At 65.5% G+C, this 17,624-nt stretch carries 15 protein-coding genes; 10 read left to right on the forward strand and 5 right to left on the reverse strand.

The genetic code is table 11. The features are described from left to right. Positions 1-63: 63 nt before the first annotated feature. From IRI77_RS02850 to IRI77_RS02870, 5 genes are all read left to right on the forward strand, one after another. Positions 64-687 (forward strand): CGNR zinc finger domain-containing protein, encoded by a 624-nt coding sequence (locus IRI77_RS02850; RefSeq protein WP_194450581.1) that lies wholly within the window; start codon positions 64-66, stop codon positions 685-687. Positions 688-940: 253 nt separating this feature from the next. Beyond that, a complete protein-coding gene (locus IRI77_RS02855) occupies positions 941-1,414 on the forward strand; it encodes a hypothetical protein (RefSeq protein ID WP_194450582.1) in 474 nt (157 codons plus the stop codon). A gap of 782 nt (positions 1,415-2,196) precedes the next feature. Beyond that, on the forward strand, positions 2,197-2,904 hold the full coding sequence (locus IRI77_RS02860) for a hypothetical protein (RefSeq protein WP_194450583.1): 708 nt from the start codon (positions 2,197-2,199) through the stop codon (positions 2,902-2,904). Positions 2,905-4,269: 1,365 nt separating this feature from the next. Then, positions 4,270-5,178, forward strand: coding sequence for a sugar phosphate isomerase/epimerase family protein (locus IRI77_RS02865; RefSeq protein WP_194450584.1), 909 nt, complete (start codon positions 4,270-4,272; stop codon positions 5,176-5,178). A gap of 104 nt (positions 5,179-5,282) precedes the next feature. Continuing rightward, entirely contained in the window at positions 5,283-6,737 is a 1,455-nt protein-coding gene (locus IRI77_RS02870) for a M20/M25/M40 family metallo-hydrolase (RefSeq protein ID WP_194450585.1), read from the forward strand. Positions 6,738-6,746: 9 nt separating this feature from the next. Here the strand turns inward: IRI77_RS02870 and IRI77_RS02875 are convergent, their stop codons facing one another. After that, a complete protein-coding gene (locus IRI77_RS02875) occupies positions 6,747-7,808 on the reverse strand; it encodes a hypothetical protein (protein WP_194453944.1) in 1,062 nt (353 codons plus the stop codon). Positions 7,809-7,880: 72 nt separating this feature from the next. Here IRI77_RS02875 and IRI77_RS02880 point away from each other — a divergent pair, with 72 nt between their 5' ends. Continuing rightward, positions 7,881-8,504: an NUDIX hydrolase gene (locus tag IRI77_RS02880; RefSeq protein WP_194450586.1), complete on the forward strand. Its 624-nt coding sequence runs from the start codon at positions 7,881-7,883 to the stop codon at positions 8,502-8,504. A 15-nt stretch (positions 8,505-8,519) separates the two neighbouring features. Here IRI77_RS02880 and IRI77_RS02885 read toward each other — a convergent pair whose 3' ends face one another. Continuing rightward, positions 8,520-8,999, reverse strand: coding sequence for a hypothetical protein (locus IRI77_RS02885; protein ID WP_194450587.1), 480 nt, complete (start codon positions 8,997-8,999; stop codon positions 8,520-8,522). Positions 9,000-9,107: 108 nt separating this feature from the next. Further along, the gene (locus IRI77_RS02890; RefSeq protein WP_194450588.1) at positions 9,108-10,331 is read right to left on the reverse strand and encodes an L-lactate MFS transporter; all 1,224 of its coding nucleotides are present in this window, start codon (positions 10,329-10,331) and stop codon (positions 9,108-9,110) included. A 127-nt stretch (positions 10,332-10,458) separates the two neighbouring features. On the opposite strand from IRI77_RS02890, the gene IRI77_RS02895 reads away from it, so the two are divergent. From IRI77_RS02895 to IRI77_RS02910, 4 genes are all read left to right on the forward strand, one after another. Then, positions 10,459-11,775: a DegT/DnrJ/EryC1/StrS family aminotransferase gene (locus IRI77_RS02895; protein WP_194450589.1), complete on the forward strand. Its 1,317-nt coding sequence runs from the start codon at positions 10,459-10,461 to the stop codon at positions 11,773-11,775. A gap of 28 nt (positions 11,776-11,803) precedes the next feature. After that, positions 11,804-13,057, forward strand: a complete 1,254-nt coding sequence (locus tag IRI77_RS02900; RefSeq protein WP_194450590.1) for a neutral/alkaline non-lysosomal ceramidase N-terminal domain-containing protein — start codon at positions 11,804-11,806, stop codon at positions 13,055-13,057. A 61-nt stretch (positions 13,058-13,118) separates the two neighbouring features. Then, complete coding sequence (locus IRI77_RS02905; protein ID WP_194450591.1) at positions 13,119-14,732, forward strand: tannase/feruloyl esterase family alpha/beta hydrolase; 1,614 nt, start codon at positions 13,119-13,121, stop codon at positions 14,730-14,732. 71 nt (positions 14,733-14,803) lie between these two features. Next, positions 14,804-15,553, forward strand: a complete 750-nt coding sequence (locus IRI77_RS02910; protein WP_228486568.1) for a DNA alkylation repair protein — start codon at positions 14,804-14,806, stop codon at positions 15,551-15,553. Positions 15,554-15,849: 296 nt separating this feature from the next. Here IRI77_RS02910 and IRI77_RS02915 read toward each other — a convergent pair whose 3' ends face one another. Together IRI77_RS02915 and IRI77_RS02920 are read right to left on the reverse strand one after the other, a co-directional pair. Beyond that, positions 15,850-17,025: an MFS transporter gene (locus IRI77_RS02915; RefSeq protein WP_194450592.1), complete on the reverse strand. Its 1,176-nt coding sequence runs from the start codon at positions 17,023-17,025 to the stop codon at positions 15,850-15,852. Then, entirely contained in the window at positions 17,022-17,480 is a 459-nt protein-coding gene (locus tag IRI77_RS02920; RefSeq protein ID WP_194450593.1) for a GNAT family N-acetyltransferase, read from the reverse strand. The genes IRI77_RS02915 and IRI77_RS02920 overlap by 4 nt, the downstream gene beginning before the upstream one ends. Between the last annotated feature and the right edge of the window lie 144 nt (positions 17,481-17,624).

The following is a 17,624-nucleotide window of genomic DNA, read 5'->3' on the forward strand; positions in this document are numbered from 1 at the left end:
GCGTTCTAACCATATACAGGGTCGATATACGGTTAGGCTAGCATAACCGTATAAAATGAGATCATGTGGTTAGATTCGATGGCCGCCATGGACAGCGGAAATTACAGATATCAGTTTGTCGCCGGAAACCTCGCGCTCGATTTCGTCAACACCGTCGCATTTCGAGCGGATCCCGGGAAGAGGAAGGACCATCTGCAATGTGCCGCGGATGTGCGCCTGTGGGCTGGCCAGGCTCAGTTGCCGGATCGGGCTGCAATCCTTTCCGAGCCCCTTCTGGGAACCCCGGCGCTGCGGCGCATCCGCGCAATCCGCGAACAACTGTTTGCGGTTTTCCATGCAATCGCAAGCGATGACCCGGTCCCGGCGGACACACTGGCCCAGATTGGCAATGCTTTGCACGATTGTTGCGCCAGGAGATGTTTGTCCCTTCAGGGAACTGATGTTCGCTGGACTTGGCGGCCTGGAGCGCGGTGTACGGACTATCTCCTCTATCCCGTCCTCATGGCAGCAACCGATCTTCTCACCTCTGTTGCCCGCGGTTCGGTCCGTCAATGCGAAGACGCAGGCTGCGGCTGGCTGTTCCTGGACCGATCCAATGCCCGCAAGCGACGTTGGTGCAGCATGGCTGACTGCGGCAACCGCAACAAGGCCCGCAAGTTCTACCAGCGCGAGGCCGGTCTGATCTAGAAAGTCGTCAGAAAGGCCACGGCCACAGGGCTCGCCGAGCACCGCCTTGCGAAGGCCAACCCTGAAGTGCCCGGGGAAGCCTGCCCCGCAAATGCCTCCGATCCGGCTCCACTTCTTCCCGAATTCCGGCATTAAACCGTATTCATTGCCCGCCGCTCAGGATTTATCTTCTCTTTCCATCCAATCGCTTACAGCCGTACCCTCCTGAGTTGCTCGTCCCCATGGTGTACAACCTCGACCAAGGAGCAACCACATGGAAATCTTCAAGCCGGCGATGGACGGGTTCATCCCCTCGCGCCACTTTCTGCAAACCACCGGTGCCGAGAACGACCTCCTCCTCGGAGACGACTCGGCCAGCGTCATCACGTGCATCGAGGACCAGGGCCTCTTCAGGGCCCTCCGCGACGACGTCCACCAGCACGTCGCCCCCACGACCCGCCTCGAGCAGCACATGGCCGATTCCATTGCCGAGGAACTTTGGCGCAACTCCCGGTACTCGCTCGTCGAAACCACCGCCCTCTGCGTGGCCATCGAGCGCGATTGGGAATCGGTGACGAAGGAGTGCCCCAACGCCGATCCCGCTTACCGCACCTACGTCGCCATTCGAGACCGGAGCGCCCGCGACACTTCCTGCATCCGCAGTAGCCAGGACTTCGAAGCCCGCTCCTGGCGCCGCAGCCGCGCCGACCTCGCCACCCTCCGCACCTACCGGACGAAGCCCCGCTAACGTCCGAAACCGGAATCCAACACCATGACGAAACGAACCCGATCCCACCGCCGCGCCGCACGCCCAGCCCGCCGGCCCAGCCTCCACGACAGCCTTTACCGCTTGCCTGCCGGCATCGAAGCCAGCCTCTACGAACAGTCGTTGGAGCAGACGGAGGACATCGCCGACCCGCGCTTCCGCACCCTGTTCGTCCAACGCCTCCTTCTCCGAGGCCATGAGCGCCGCCTCTTCCAAATCGAAGCCAAACTCTGGGCCGAAGCCCTTCGTGTCAACCACGGAGCCCGCCGCCAGGCCGTGCTCTGGATTCACCAGAACCACGCCGAGGTCCTCCAAATCCTGGGCCGCTACCACGCCTGGATCTGTGCCCGAATCACCGCCGTCCAGAAGGCCCTCCGCCCCTTCCACGCCCAGGAGCGCGCCCGCCAGGCGGCCAGCGTTCCGGCTGTCTTCGCCGCGGCGGCCGGCTCCAGCCGCCCCATTCTCGTGGGCGTCCCAAGCGAAGCCAACGGCCGCCTTTCAGCTCGTGACACAAGCCCACAAAACGCGGAGTCGGTCGCACCCCTGCAGTCCCTCAGGCAGCCGTCCGGCACCTCCAAGCCAACGCACTTGTCCCCCAATTCCGGTATTGAGCGATTGGCCGTCACCGCATCCGAAACTCTTTATTTCGTTTCTTTTCAACAAAAGCTTCCAGAAATGGGCCAATTTCCCTTGACACTCCCAGTTACCCTGGAATCGCGCCGGCCCCTACGCCGGCCATTTTCATTTACAAGGAGTTTGACATCATGGCTACCGCCGCTCAGATCACCGCCAATCAGGCCAACGCAAAACAGTCCACCGGACCCGTCTCCATCCAAGGCAAGGCCCGCTCATCCCAGAACGCCCGTCGCCACGGCTTCACCGCCCAGCACCTCAGCATCACGCCCGAAGACCGCGCCTCGTTCACCGCCCTCGAAGCGTCCCTGCGCCTCGATACCCGGCCCGCGAACTGCCTCGAGGAGGAGATCTTCCACCGCATCCTCACTCACACCTGGAACCTCCGCCGCATCGAATCCTTCGAATGCTTGATCCTCGCCGAAACGGACCCATTGGCCGAAACCGACCCGCACGGCGCCCAACTCGACCGCTATGCCCGCTACCGCCGCGATCTGGAACGCGGCCTCTACCGCGCCATCAAGGAACTCAGCAAACTCCAAGCAGAGCGCGCGGCCCTAGCCCAGCAACACCCCGATGTCGTCAAAGGTGTCCGCGAAAACGTCCCCCTGGCTGAAGTCACCCGCCTGACGAGCAACACCGACGAACTCTTCTTCTACGAAGGCTTTGGCCGCCCGCGCCGCGCCCTCCAACACCTCACCACCGGCATCGACACCAACCACCCCGACAACCAGGACCCGCTCGCAGACCTCCAACCGATCCGCATTCCACGAAACGAAGCCAACCCCGCCGCCGCAGACGGACTGCCTGACAACTTCTACAACGTTTCCAAGCGCTGAAGACCACCCCAGCGCCAGTTCGCGCGGTGTTGACGAAACGAAGTCGCCGAGCATCAACGAAACGAAGCCGTCATCCGACTCATCTGCGGGTCGCATCACCAACCGGAGTCCATCTGGCCCTGCTCTTTGACAACCTCACCTGTAAATCCCCTCCGGGGAGCCACAGCCAGCAACCGCCGAGCCCTCCGTGTGCGCGTCCCCCGAGCCCACCCCGTCGGGACGGCGCCCTCGTCGGCAGCCGGTCCCCTGACCGGCCCTCTTCTCTCTGCGGAACGGAAAGGAGGCCGCCGCCTTAACTAAGCGAGCCCGTCAACGAAACGAAGCCACCAGCCCCCTCGAACCGCCGAGCCCCCTCCGTCGGGACGGCGGACGCCCTCGTCCGCAGCCGGTCCCCTGACCGGCCCTCTTCTCCCTTCCAAGCGCCAAGGTTGCCGCCAACCCAACGAAACGAGCCCGTCAACGAAACGAAGCCACCAGCCCACCCGAACCGCCGAGCCCCCCCGCCAGGAGGGCGGACGCCCTCGTCCGCAGCCGGTCCCCTGACCGGCTCTCTTCTCTCTTCGGAATGGAAAGGAGGCCGCTGCCTCAACTAGCGAGCCCGTCAACGAACGAAGCCACCAGCCCCGAACCATCGAGCCACCCCAGGAGGGCGGACGCCCTCGTCCGCAGCCGGTCCCCTGACCGGCTCTCTTCTCTCTTCGGAATGGAAAGGAGGCCGCTGCCTCAACTAGCGAGCCCGTCAACGAAACGAAGCCACCAGCCCCCGAACCATCGAGCCACCCCGTCGGGAGGGCGGACGCCCTCGTCCGCAGCCGGTCCCCTGACCGGCTCTTTTCTCTCTGCGGAACGGAAAGGCCGCCGCCGCCTCAACTAAGCGAGCCCGTCAACGAAACGAAGCCACCAGCCCACCCGCCCCGTCGAGCCCACCCCGTCAGGACGGCGGACGCCCTCGTCGGCAGCCGGTCCCCTGACCGGCCCACTTCTCATCCAGACGAAGGACCGATACCCCAAGCCGGTCCCCACCAGTCGTCCGATCCGGCAGCCCGGCCCCAATCCGTCTCGCCCAGTCCCGGCAGCGCCGGGCCACCCAGCCCCCAGCAACCAACAGCTTCCGGAACTCCACGAAACGAAGCCACCGGCCACACCCGCCGCCACCAGCCCACCCGAACCGTCGACGCCCCCGCACGGAGGGCGGACGCCCTCGTCCGCAGCCGGTCCCCTGACCGGCCCTCTCCTCCTTTCAACCTCCAAGCGTTACCGCAACCCAACAAAACGAAGCCACACGCCCACCCTCCGGCAGCACCAACCCTCTCCTCCGACAACCAAGGAGAACCCCGTCCCCCGCCAGTGGTCTATCGTGGGAGCATGCGTAGCCTGCTCTCCGCGATCCTCACCCTCAGCCTCCTCTCCTGGGGCGCCGCACCCGCCTCAATGCAGGCCGGGCATGTCGGCATCTTTCTCCGCTGCACCGGCAAGACCGAACCCCGCGAGGCACTGCAGGCCGTGCGCTCCCTCGGCCTGCACATGGTTCAGATCAGCAAGCTGCCCGACCGCTTCTACTCCCCCGAAGGCGCCAAGGAATTCGCGGCCCTGCTGAAGGAATCCGGAGTCCAGGCTAGCGCCGTCGTGGCCGTCTACGACGGTGAGAACTACAAGGACATCCCCACCATTCGCGCCACCGTCGGGTTCATGCCCGCCGCCTTCATGGACCAACGCGTCGCCTACACGAAGAAGTGCGTCGACTTCGCGGCCGCCCTCAAAGTGAAGATCGTCACCTTTCACGTCGGCTTCCTGCCCGCCCAGCCCACCGATCCCGACTATCAGCGGCTGGTCCACGCCGTCAGGGACGTGGCACAGTACGCCGCGAAACACCGCGTCACCATCTCGCTGGAGACCGGCCAGGAAAGCGCCGACGAGTTGCTGCAGTTCCTCGGCCAGGTGGCCCGCCGCAACGTCGGCGTCAACTTCGACATGGCCAATCTGGTGCTCTACGGCAAGGATGATGCTCCGGCAGCGCTCAGGAAACTACTGCCCAAGGTCACTTCGGTTCACGTCAAAGACGGACTCCAGCCCGGAGACCCAGCCCGCCTGGGCGCTGAGACCCGGCTCGGAGAAGGGAAGGCCGGCGTGAAGGAATGCCTCCAGATCCTGAAGGCCGCGCACTTCGCCGGACCCGTGGTGATCGAGAACTACGTCTTTCGCGGTCGCAAGTCGGAACCGATGGACGAGCTCGCCTTGGCCAAGGCCTACGTCGATCAGATCCTGGCCCAATAACCACCCCCGCGCGCCTCCTCTCGAAAGCCGCACACGCCCGGAGTGCACGGCAGGCCCTATACTAATCTCTGACTTTCGAGTGAGAGGGGTAACTGGGTTCCGGCATGAGATGCGTAAAGCTGCTGTTTCTGTGTGCGACGCTCGCGGCGGCCGCCGACAATGATGCGCCGCGGCGCCTGGCCGCCCGCGCCCTGGGCGAAACGCCCCTCTGGACGGATCTGCGGGCCCTCTGCGACGGCATCGGCGGCAGGCCCACTGGCTCGCCCGCCGCTCAACGTTCCGTGGAATGGGCGGTGAAGACCTTCCGCGCAGCCGGCCTGACCTCCGTCACAGTCGAGCCGTTCAAGATCCCCCAGCTCTGGTTGCCCGGCACCGCCGAAGCCTCCGCTCTGTCGCCCGTACAATTCCCCATCCGGCTGGCGGCGGCGCCCTTCACGGCGTCCACCCACGGCGCACTGGAAGCGAACCTTGTCGATGTCGGCGAAGGCTCCGAACAGGACTTCGCCCGCGCGGGCGCTCGGGCCAGGGGCGCCATCGTACTGGTCCGCAGCAAGGAGATGAAGTCCTTCGACGACCTCTTCGCCGAGTACCTCCGGAACGATGCGCTGATCTCCTCCGCCAGGAAGGCCGGCGCCGCCGCGCTGCTGCTCCAGTCCACCCGCCCGCGCGGCCTGCTCTACCGCCATCCCATGGGCCTCGACGGCGCCCTCGTCCCGCTGCCGGCGGCGGTGGTCAGCCGCGAGCATGCCGAGCGCCTGTCCCGCCTGGCCGAAGCCGGCGACGTCCGCCTTCGCCTCAATCTGCAGAACCAGACCGGCGGCGAGTACGAATCGCAAAACGTCGTGGCCGAGATTCGTGGCCGCGAGAAGCCCGAGGAGATCGTCCTCATCGGAGCCCACCTCGACTCCTGGGATCTCGGCACCGGCGCCGAGGACAACGGCGTCAACGTCGCCATGATCCTCGACGTGGCCCGCGGCTTCCAGGAACTCGGCATTGTGCCCCGCCGCACCATCCGCTTTGCGCTGTTTACCGGCGAGGAGCAAGGCATGTGGGGTTCGCGCCGCTACGTCGAACGCCATCGCGCGGAGCTCGACAACTTCGTCGCGACCGTCACCTTCGATACCGGCTCCGGCCGGCTCAGCGGCTTCTATCTGAATGGCCGCGAGGACCTGCGCGCGCCCGTCAACGCCGCTCTCGCGCCCCTCAGCGGCTTCACCGCCTCAGACCACCTGATCGACGCACTCGACGGCACCGACAACTTCGACTTCCTGCTCTCCGGCGTACCCAACCTCGTCGGGGTGCAGGATCCCATCCCCTACCTGCCTGACTACCACGCCGAGTCCGACACCTTCGATCGCGTGAACCAGCGCGAGCAGAAGATCACCACGGCCATCGCCTCCGCCCTGGTGTGGTCGCTGGCCGAAAGCCCCCAGCGCCTGCGGCGCCAGTCCCGCCAGGAGGTCGAGAAACTCCTGATCGACACCAAGCTCGACCAGCAGATGAAGGCCTTTGGCCAGTGGAGCGACTTCACCGCCGGCCAGCGCGGTCTCTTCCAATAGCGCGCCGCCTCACGCGGCGTAGCGGTACTTCTTGCACACCAGCTCGCTGCCGATCCCCGAGATCAGCAGCCGCTCTTTCTGGTTGCTCAGCAGCCGCGCGGTCCAATCCGTGAAGCCTCCATCGGCCACGGGATACCGGTGGCCGTCCGGAGCCTGCGGTGAGATCCGCAGCGCGAAGCCGCGGTAGTAGCCGAGCCCCTCCAGCCTCGCCTGGTTCACTCGAAACTCGGCTTCGGGAAACTCGGCCCGCAGCGGCTCCACCACCGTCTCGTTCAGCAGCCGGTGCTCCATCTCCGTCGGCAGGTCGATCCCGCGCTCCTTCAGGAACCGCTCCGAGCCGCCAAACCAGTGCGCACGGACATTCTGCCGGATGTCTTCGTGAGTCACGCCCGCCTCCTCCAGGACCGCCTCGATCGCGCCCATGTCGGAGATCTCCACCAACGGGCGCTCAATCGAGAATCCAGCCGCCTCCAGAACCCGGAACAGGTTCAGGTACACCCGCACATGCTCCCGCAGATGCTGCGTCTCGAAAGCCCACGCGCCCCTATCCCGCCCCGCCGTCACCATGGCGAACAATCGAAAATGAGGCGTGAGGCCGGGTGCGTCGAAAGGTTGCAGCCGGATCACGCGGTGGCTGGAGCACAGCCGGATCAGGTCGGCGGAACTCCGGCGCCGTGCCGCTTCCAGGGCCATGGCGATCGTCGAATCCCCCAGCCCCTCCACGTTGCGGATGGTCGTCAGCAGATTGTTCTGGTGCGTGCCGCCCAATCGCGAACTCGCCCCGAACGGGCACACCGGCGACAGATCCAGGGCATCAAACTCCTCCGCCACTTCATAGGCAGCCAGGTCGAAGGCCGCAAAGTCGCGCGCATCCACGCTGCTGGGCGCCACCAGAGCATCGCGTTCCGCCTGGGCCAGCGCGGCAGACTCTTTCGCTGCGCGGGCACGCAGTTGATAGACCTCCAGCAGCAGCGAACGCAGATCACTCGCCGGCAAGCGCACCGCCAGCGCTTCCGCCAGGCCCGCCACCCCCAATTCGCGTTCAATCCTGTGAACGATTTTTGATGGCATTTCCTCAGAATAACTCCGCCTTCCCGGCTCGTGCCGCATCCGCCGGCGATTGCCGATAATGGAGCAAGCACCATGGACGACCCGCAATGGTTATCGTGGGTCCGGCAACTGCAGGCCATCGCGCAGACCGGGCTGACTTACGCGAAAGACGTCTACGATATCGAGCGCTATCAGACCCTGCGCCGCCTCTCCGCCGAGATGGCGGCGGCGGGTGCCGGACTCCCGGACTCCGCCAGCATCCTCGATCTGTTCAGCGGCGATACCGGCTATGCCACGCCCAAAGTGGATGTCCGCGCCGCGGTCTTCCAGGCTGGCCGCATCCTGCTCGTCCAGGAGCACGAGGACGGCCTGTGGACACTCCCCGGAGGCTGGGCCGACGTCGGTGACGCACCCAGCCAGGCCGCCGTGCGGGAGGTGAAGGAGGAATCCGGCTACGACGTCGTCGCCACCAAGCTCGCCGCCGTCTACGACCGCAATCTCCACGGCCACCCGCCCATCCCCTTCCACGCCTACAAGCTCTACTTCCTGTGCGACCTGGTCGGTGGCCAGCCCACGACCAGTTACGAAACGGACGCCGTGGAGTTCTTCGCGGAAGACCAGATCCCTCCACTCTCGCTCACCCGGGTGACCCCGGCGCTCATAGCCCATCTCTTCGAGCACCACCGTCACCCCGAGTGGCCCACGTCTTTTGACTGACGGGTCTGGGCGGAGTCAGGGCGCCCGGAAAACGTCCTTCCATCCGCCTGTTGGCCAAGCTACACCCACCACCGTGCCCACAATTGCACCCAGAGGCATAAACACCGCCTTGCCCGCATACGGGAACCAATCGCGGGAGGTCGATTGAGAATCGATGCCTGCGCCTGCCGCCAGGCCGGCGGCCGTGCCGATGCCGAGCCCAATGAGAGTGTTGCGCCCCCGGTGCCCCTGCTTCTTCAGGGAGACCCGCCGGACCTCCACACGCGCCAGCGTCTCCTGGCCCGTGGCCGCATTCAGCATCAGCGAATCCGGAGTCGCACGCTGGATGAATCCCCTCAGGTTCTTGCCACTGGAGAGGACAACCCGCACTTCCGCTCCAGCGGCGAGCGCGCTGAGATTCGCCCAGTTGGCCATCGGCTTTGGTTCCTGGGCGCCAAGGGGCGCCAGGGCCGCGAAAACTACAGAAAGTAGCGCCCATCGCAGAGGATTTGTCATGGAGAGGGACTTCCGGGCCCGATACGCGCAAAAGTTCACCCAGCAGCATACACCGGTTGGCCGGGCGTGGCCAGTGGGTTCGCTCACAAAGCCCGGGGTCCAGCCGGCTTAGGCTTTGGCCCCTGGCCGCCGGGCTCCCAGCTCGCACAGCAGGGCCACCGCCGCCAACGCAGCAGCGCTATAGAACGCCGCCTGATAGTCGTGATAGCGGTCGTACAGCACGCCGCCGATCCGCGGACCAATGATGCCCGCCACACCCCACGCCGTGAACAGGATCCCGTAGTTGATGCCCGCGTTCTTCGTCCCCCAGAAGTCGGACGCCGCTACGCCGTTCACCGACAACTGAGTCCCGTAGCACCAGTACACGACGAACACCGCCCCATAGAGCAGCGCCACATTGCTGCCCGCCGCATACAGCGCGGGCATGGCCACGATGCAGATCCCGATCATGGTCCGCAGCACATTGATCCGCCCCAGACGGTCAGACATCCAGCCCGACAGGATCCGGCCCGACGCGTTCCCGAAGGCGCCCACCACCAGCGTCATCGTCGACAGCGCCGCCGCTCCAATCCCCACGCTCTTCGCGAAAGGCACCAGTTGGCTGATCACCATCAACCCGGCCGAACAGCCCAGGGCATAGCCGAGCCACATCAGGTAGAACGTGCGCGTCTTCAACATCTCACTGGGCGCGAAGTCCCGGCTGGGGGCCGCACCCTGCACCGCCGGCGGGGTCCAGCCCGCGGGCCGGTAACCGGCCGGAGGATTCCTCAGCAGCAACGCACCCACGATGGTCATCACCAGGAAGATCCCACCCAGAATCTGGAAGGTCGCGGGCAGCCCGTAGGCTGGGATCAACTTCAATTGCGACAGCGGACCAAAGATGGCTGAGCCCGCGCCATATCCGCCCACCGCCAAGCCAACCGCCAGGCCGCGCTTATCCGGAAACCACTTCGCCATCACGGGAATCGGCGTCGCGTAGCCAAACCCATTGCCCAACCCGCCGATCACCCCGAAGCACAGATACAGGTAGTTCAGGCTCGTCGTGAAGGAGCAGAGGTAGAACCCCAAACTGACCAGGATCCCGCCCGTCAACGAACAGGCCAGCGGTCCGTACTTGTCCTGCAGCCGCCCCGCCGCCACGAAGCTCAGGGCGAACACGATCACGGCGATCGTGAAGACCATCGAGGTCTCCGCCCGCTTCCAGCCGAACTGAGCCTCCAGCGGCGCGACGAAGACGCTCCAGCCATACAGCGTCCCCAGCGCCAGATTCATGGACAACCCGCCCACCACACGCCACCACCGGTTCAGCCCGCCCAGTTCGTTCGCTTGCATCCTACACATCGTAGGCGATTCCCGCCCCGACCGCAGCGGAATTGCGGCCGGCCCGCCTGACGCTCTTTGCCTTTCCCCCCGGCGCGCACAATAATGAAAGTCGCCTCGTCTCTGGAAGGAGTACACCATGGACCGCAGGATCTTCCTCGCCTCCGTCGCCGCATCCGCCGCGGGATCTGAACCCGCCCTCGCCGCGCAGGGCGGCACGCCCGTCCGCGACAAGCCGCTCCGCACCGACAACTGGGGCCCGCTGCACTACGACTCGGCCGAAAAGGCACAAGTCGACGAGGTCGTCGATACCGGCGTCCCGTTCCGCTTCTCGGGCCGCCGCGGAGTCGCCCCCGTCAAAGTCTCCACCTATGAGAAGGAGTTCGCCGCCAAGATCGGCGCCCGCTTCGCCCTGGCCGTGAGCTCCGGCACCGCCGCGCTCGAATGCGCCATCGCCGCCCTCCAGATCGGACCCGGCGACGAAGTCATCATGCCCGCCTGGACCTGGCACTCTGACTGCACCGCCGTGGTCCGCGCCGGAGCCCTCCCCGTCTTCGCCGAGATCGACGAGACCTTCAACCTCGATCCCGCTGACCTCGAGGCCCGCATCACCCCGCACACCAAGGCCATCATCGCCGTCCACCTGCAGGGCAATCCGGCCCACCTCGATCCCATCCTCGCCATCGCCGGCAAACACAAGCTGCGCGTCATCGAAGACTGCTCGCAAGCCGTCGGAGCCTCCTACAAAGGCCGCCGCCTCGGCTCCATGGGCGACATCGCCACATACAGCCATCAGGAGAGCAAGACCATCACCTCCGGCGAAGGCGGCACCGTGGTCTCCTCCAACCCGGAACTCTTCGAACGCGCCGTCCGCTTCCACGACGTCGGCAACATCTTCGCGCCGCACAAGGACATGCTGGGCGAGGTCCGCCTCTCGCCCTTCGTCGGCACCAACTTCCGTATGAGCGAGTTCTCTGGCGGCGTCATGCTGGCGCAGCTCCGCAAGCTCGATCAGATCCTGGCCGCGGTCCGGGGCAATGCCGAGCGCGTCTACCACGGCCTCGCAGACATCCCTGGCCTGCGCTTCCGGCAGCGGCCCGATGCTGCCGGTGACCTCTGCTCTCCCGTGTTCGTCCGCTTCGACACCAAGGCCCAGCGCGACCGCTTCCTGGAGCTGATGAAGGCCGAGAACGTCCCGGCCAACGGTCCCAGCGGCTCAGTGGTCCTCCCCATCCAGCCCTATATCGAGAACAAGATCACGGTCCACCCCGCGTGGCCCTCCTGGCAATCCGAACGCGGCAAGGCCATCCGCTACGGCGCAGCTTCCTGCCCGCGCACCATCGACATCCTGTCGCGCTTCGCCGGAGTCCCTGTCGGGCCCAAGTACACCCGCCAGGACACCGACGACATCGTGGCCGCCGTGCGCAAGGCGTACCCCGCGGCTCTCCGCGCCTGACCGGAACGCAGTACAATCAAGGACCCTCATGGCCATTCGAATCCTCGCGCTGCTCCTGCTCTCCCTGGCGGCCTCCGCCCAGTTCCGCGCCGCGGCCGTCAAGGTCGACATCACACCCACCACGCCGCAGTGGCTGCTCGGTTACGGAGCCCGCCAGTCCACCGGCGTGCACGACCCCCTCTTCCACCGCATCGTTGCGCTCGACGACGGCTCCACCCAGTTCTTCCTCGTCTCCACCGACATCGCGCTGTTTTCGCCCGCCTTCTACGACGAATTCTGCGCGGAGCTCAAGCAGCAGACCGGCATCGATCGCCTGAACATCTGGTGGACCGTCACCCACACGCACTCCGCTCCGGAACTCGGCCCCGCCGGTCTCGCCCGCGCCTTCCTGGCCGGCCGCTATGATCATGAGCCCGATTGGGACTACGCCCGCTCTGTCAAACAGAAGCTGATCGCCGGCATTCAGGAGGCCCGCACGAAACTGGCGCCCGCCCGCCTCAGTGTCGGAGTCACCACCTCCAACGCCAACATCAACCGCCGCGCCCGCGACGAGAACGGCCGCATCGCCCTGGGGCTCAACCCCGACGGGCCCGTCGACCACCAGGTCGGGCTCATCCGCATCGATCGGCCCGACGGCTCGCCCATCGCCCTGCTCGCCAACTACGCCATGCACGGTACGGTTCTCAGCGGCAAGAACCAGCTCATCAGCGGCGACGCTCCGGGCATCGTGGCCAACTACGTCGAACAGAAGCTCGGTGCGCCCATGCTCTTCCTGAACTCGGCCACCGGCGACATCGCCCCTCTCTACAGCGTCTATGACGACTTCAAGAAGGTGCGCATCAGCGAGTTCAACGTCCTGCTCGGCGACCGCATTCTCAAAGCCAGTCGCGACCTGCCCGCCGCTTCGACGCCCGTGAAACTGAAGGCCGGCGAGCGCGTTCTGGAAACGCCGCTCAAACCCGGACTCCAGTGGCCCGAGGAACTGGCCGCCTACCTCACCCCGCAGTCGCAGGTCCGCCTGCCCGTCCGCTTTCTCCGCATCAATGCCGATACCGCCCTGTGGGCCGCTCCGCTGGAGCTCTTCTGTGAAATCGCCATGGACGTCCGCGCCAAGTCTCCGGTAAAGAACACTTTCTACGTCGGCTACGCGAACGGCTGGCTCGGCTACCTGCCCACCGTCCAGGCCTTTCCCGAAGGGGGTTACGAAACCACAGTGACGCCCTTCACTCCGCAGGCCGGTGCTGCGCTGGCGGCCGCCGCCTTGCAGGGGCTGGACAAGTAGGCCCTCCGCGGCCCCGCCAAAACCGACTATCGTTGAGGATGTCCATCTTCGGAGCCACCGTATGTCCTACCGCCTCGCCCTGCTAGGCATCCTTGCCTTGACCCGGTTCGCTAACGCGCAGCAAGCCTGCGAAAAGTTGGCGGAGCTGAAGCTGCCCCATACGGAGATCACCTCCGCCGTGGCCCTGCCCGCCGGTCCGCTGCCGGGCGGCAACCCCGGCTCGAAGCCGGTCGACCTGCCGGCGCACTGCGTCGTGAAGGCCATCTCGCGGCCCACCTCCGATTCCGAGATCAAGGTGGAGGTCTGGCTGCCGGCCGCCGGCTGGAACGGCAAATATCTGCAATCGGGCAACGGCGGCTGGGCCGGTTCCATTCCCACGTCCACCCTCGCCGGTTTCCTCCAGCGCGGCTATGCCGCCGCCGGCACCGACGATGGCCATTCGAATGCCGCTGAGGGAGGGCCCGCCGGTTGGGCCATCGGCCATCCCGAGAAGCTGATCGACTTCGGCCACCGCGCTCTCCATGAGACAGGCATCCTTGCCAAGGCGGTCATCCGCGCTTACTACGAGAAACCCTCCGCCCGGAACTACTTCTTCGGCTGCTCCGACGGCGGCCGCGAAGCCCTGATGGAGGTCCAGCGCTACCCGGAAGACTTCGACGGCATCATCGCCGGAGCCCCCGCCAACGACTGGTCCAACCATTTCACCGGCTTCGTCTGGAACGAACAGGCGCTCACCAAGAACGCGGCCAGCGCCATCCCGGTGGAGAAACTGCCGGTGATTCACAAAGCCGTACTCGCCGCCTGCGACGCCAACGACGGGGTCAAGGATGGCGTGATCGAGGATCCGCGCACCTGCCATTTCGATCCCGGCGTGCTCGCCTGCAAGGGCGGCGACTCGGCCGAATGCCTGACCGAACCGCAACTCGTGACTCTCGATAGGATCTACAGCGGCCCGAAGAACGAACGCACCGGCCAGCAGATCTATCCCGGCTACCCGCCCGGACACGAAGCGATCCCTGGAGCCTGGCGCCCCTGGATCATCAACAGCCCTTCCCAGCAATCGATCCAAGGCATGTTCGGCAACTCGTTCTTCGGCCAGGCAGTTTTTGAGGATCCGGGCTGGGACTTCCGCACCCTGAACTTCGACTCCGATGTCGCGTACGCGGCGGAGAAGGCCGGAGTCGTCATCAACTCCAACAGCCCCGATCTCCGCACCTTCCGCGCGCACGGCGGCAAGCTCATCCAGTATCACGGCTGGGCCGACGCGGCCATCTCGCCCTTTGGCTCGATCAACTACTACGAGAAGGTCCGCGCCTTCCTCTCGCGCTACCCCGATCCGCGCGCCAAGGACCGCGAAATTACGAGTTTCTACCGGCTCTTCATGGTGCCCGGCATGGGCCATTGCGCCGGCGGCCTCGGTCCGAACAGCTTCGGCAATGCCGGCAACCAGTTCGTCGGCGATCCGGAGCGCGATCTCCTCACCGCCCTCGATCGTTGGGTGGAACAGGGTGTCGCGCCGGAGCGTTTCATCGGTACGGGCCGAGCAACCGGCAATCCGGAGACGACCCTGACCCGGCCGCTCTGCCAGTACCCGCAGGTGGCCCGCTATAAAGGTTCCGGCGACCCAAACCAGGCAGCCAGTTTTGCCTGCGTGGCGCCGCCCCAACCGCAGTAGACAGCGGACGTATCAACGCCTTGCTCGAGAATCGGCAGGGTGACGACGAAGCCCGGCTCCAGCGGACACCTATGCCTTCGAAATCAAAGAAGAAGCCTCAACCCGACGCGCAGCAGGCGCCGGCCGGCGATCTCGGCCAGCAGGTCGAGCAGGCGCTGGCCTGGCTGGAGGAGGCCAGCACGCCCCGCGACCGCGAGAATCTGGTGCGCTTTGGCATCAATGCGAAAGAGGCGTTGGGCGTTTCCATGGCGAACATCCAGTCAATCGCAAAACGCCTCGGCCGCAGCCACGAACTCGCCGCCGCGCTCTGGGCCACTGGAGTCTATGAAGCACGGATGCTCACGGCGTTTGTCGACGACCCCACGGAGGTCACCCCCGCGCAGATGGACCGCTGGTGCCGCGACTTCGACAACTGGGGCATCTGCGACACCCTCTGTTTCTGCCTCTTTGACCGCACTCCGCACGCCTGGGCCAAAGTCGCCCAGTGGGGCGCGCGCGACGAAGAGTTCATCAAACGGGCCGGCTTTGCCCTGCTCGCCAGCCTGGCTGGACACGACAAGGAATCCGGCGACGAACCCTTCCTGGCCAGCCTGCCACTGATCGAGAGTGCCGCCTTTGACGACCGCAACTTCGTCAAAAAAGGGGTGAGTTGGGCGTTGCGCGGGCTTGGCCGCCGCGGCCCCGATGTCTGCCAGGCCGCGCTCGTCGTCGCCCGGCGTCTCGCGGATTCCACCCATCCGGGCGCCCGCTGGGTGGGCAGGGATGCCCTGAGGGATCTCACCAAACGCGCTTCCGCCGTCAAACGCGCGACCCGGAAATAGTCCTTCACCGCGCTATCCCCGCCCGATGGATGATCAGGGGCTCGAAGGAAATGAGAATAAAGCACGGCGGCGAATAAAGTACAAATCTTCGCCTCAACGCCATACTCACTCCGGAGAGAGATTCGTTGTCTTATGGGCGCTGTTGGCTGAAATATTTATGCAGTGGCGGGAGCCTGGATCTCCGCTTTATTCGCCCAAGGCAATGCCATGTCTCCTGCCATAATGTCCGGTATCATTTTGGTGGTGCCGAACATGGCTGGAAACAAATAGGCCGCCTGACTTATCCCGGCAACCGGCTAGGCGGCAGGTTCCACGATCACCGGTGGCGGTTGAATCCAGAACCACAGTATGGCCGCGACCACCGCCAGCACGGCCGAGACCAGTAGGGCTCCTTCCCACCCGATGGACGCCGCCAGGATGGGGGTAAGTGCCGGAGAAATCAGGCCGCCAATGTTGCTGCCCATGTTCATGACGCCGCCGCCGGCTCCACTGCGTTCGCCCGCGACCGCCGTCATCGTGGCCCAGAATGGGCCTTCCACGCTCAGCACCAGCGCGGTCGCCAGTGCCAGGCAAACCGCGGCCAGGTAGGCGTGCTGCGTGTGCGCTCCAATGGCGATGAATACACCGGAACCGGCCAATCCGCCGATCGGAATCACCCTGCGGTCAAAGGAGATACGGTCAAACAGCCAGCCGCCCATGGGAATGGAAACGATGGACAGCAGCCAGGGCAGGCTGCCGAACAACGCGCTGCGCAATAGGTCGAAATGACGCACATCCACCAGGTAGAGATAGAACCAGAACACGAAGATATAGCCGACGTAGCCCTGTAGCGAATAGCTCAGGGTTAAGAGGAGAAAGCTGCGTGGCAGGGGCCGGCCGGAGGGCGCCGCAACGGGAAGCGCCGCTGCTACCGGTGCGGTCTGCTGCCGAACCCAAAGCCAGCCGAGTCCCACGGCCAGCGCGGGCAGGGAAGAGATCATCAGCGCCGAGCGCCACCCGATCCTCACCATCAGGAACGAGATCAATGGCGGAGCAATTGCCGAGCCCAGCCCGATCGCCGCCACCACCAGTCCATTCGCCCGGCCGCGCTTCTGCGCCGGCAAGGCCCGCGAAATGGCCTGCGCCGCCGCAGGAAATGTGGGCGCCTCCGCGACACCCAGCGCGAACCTGGCGCCGAGCAGCGCGGCGACGCTGGCGCCCGCACCGGCCATCCATGCCGTTGCCGCCACCCAGGCCAGGGCCGCCCAGGCGAGTACGCGCGGCGCGCCAAACCGGTCGGCCAGCATTCCGCCGGGAATCTGGCAGATTGCATAGCCTACCAGGAACGCGCTGAACACGCGGCCCATCGCCTGCTGCGACAGCCCCAGTTCGCGCATCATCATCACCCCGGCCACCGACACGTTCACCCGGCATAGATAACTCGCTGTCGCCGTGGCAGATAGGAGCGCCACCAGGCGCCAGGGGCGGGTCACGGGCGCACCAGCCGCTTGTGCATCAGGAGCTCCGACGCGCCTTCGATGACGTAGTCCGGCAACTCGCCCCTCTGGATATACCCGCGCCGTTCATACAGTTTCCGTGCTTGCTGATTGAACGAGGACACGCACAGGAAGATATGCCGGGCCTCTGTGAACCAGCCTTCCGCCGCGTCCAGCAACGCCGAGCCGACACCCTGGCCACGCACCGGCTCGCTGGTCGCGATCGCCGCGATGTAGGGTGAGCCAGCCACGCCCGTCGGGTGCAGCAGCAGGAAGCCCACCCGTTCTCCGTCCAATCGCGCCAGCAAGACCACATATTGAGGGCCGCTGCAGCGCGCCAGGCAAGTCTCGAAGCCCCTGCCCAAAGTGAGCCATGGCTCGCTGGTCGACATGAGGCGGGCGCACCATTCGAGGTCGGCGCCGTGGGCAAGATCAATTTCTAAAGCAGGCACGAGTGTGCCTAACAGTTTGCATCAATTGGCGGCACCGTGCACCCGGGGCGAACGGCTCAACCTCAACCTGGTACGCCGGTACTACGAGTAAGAAACTGCATCTTTAGTTCAGCAATTGATGCGGCCTAATTTGTGTCCCGGCCT

This window comes from Paludibaculum fermentans, assembly GCF_015277775.1.
Taxonomy (GTDB): Bacteria; Acidobacteriota; Terriglobia; order Bryobacterales; family Bryobacteraceae; genus Paludibaculum; species Paludibaculum fermentans.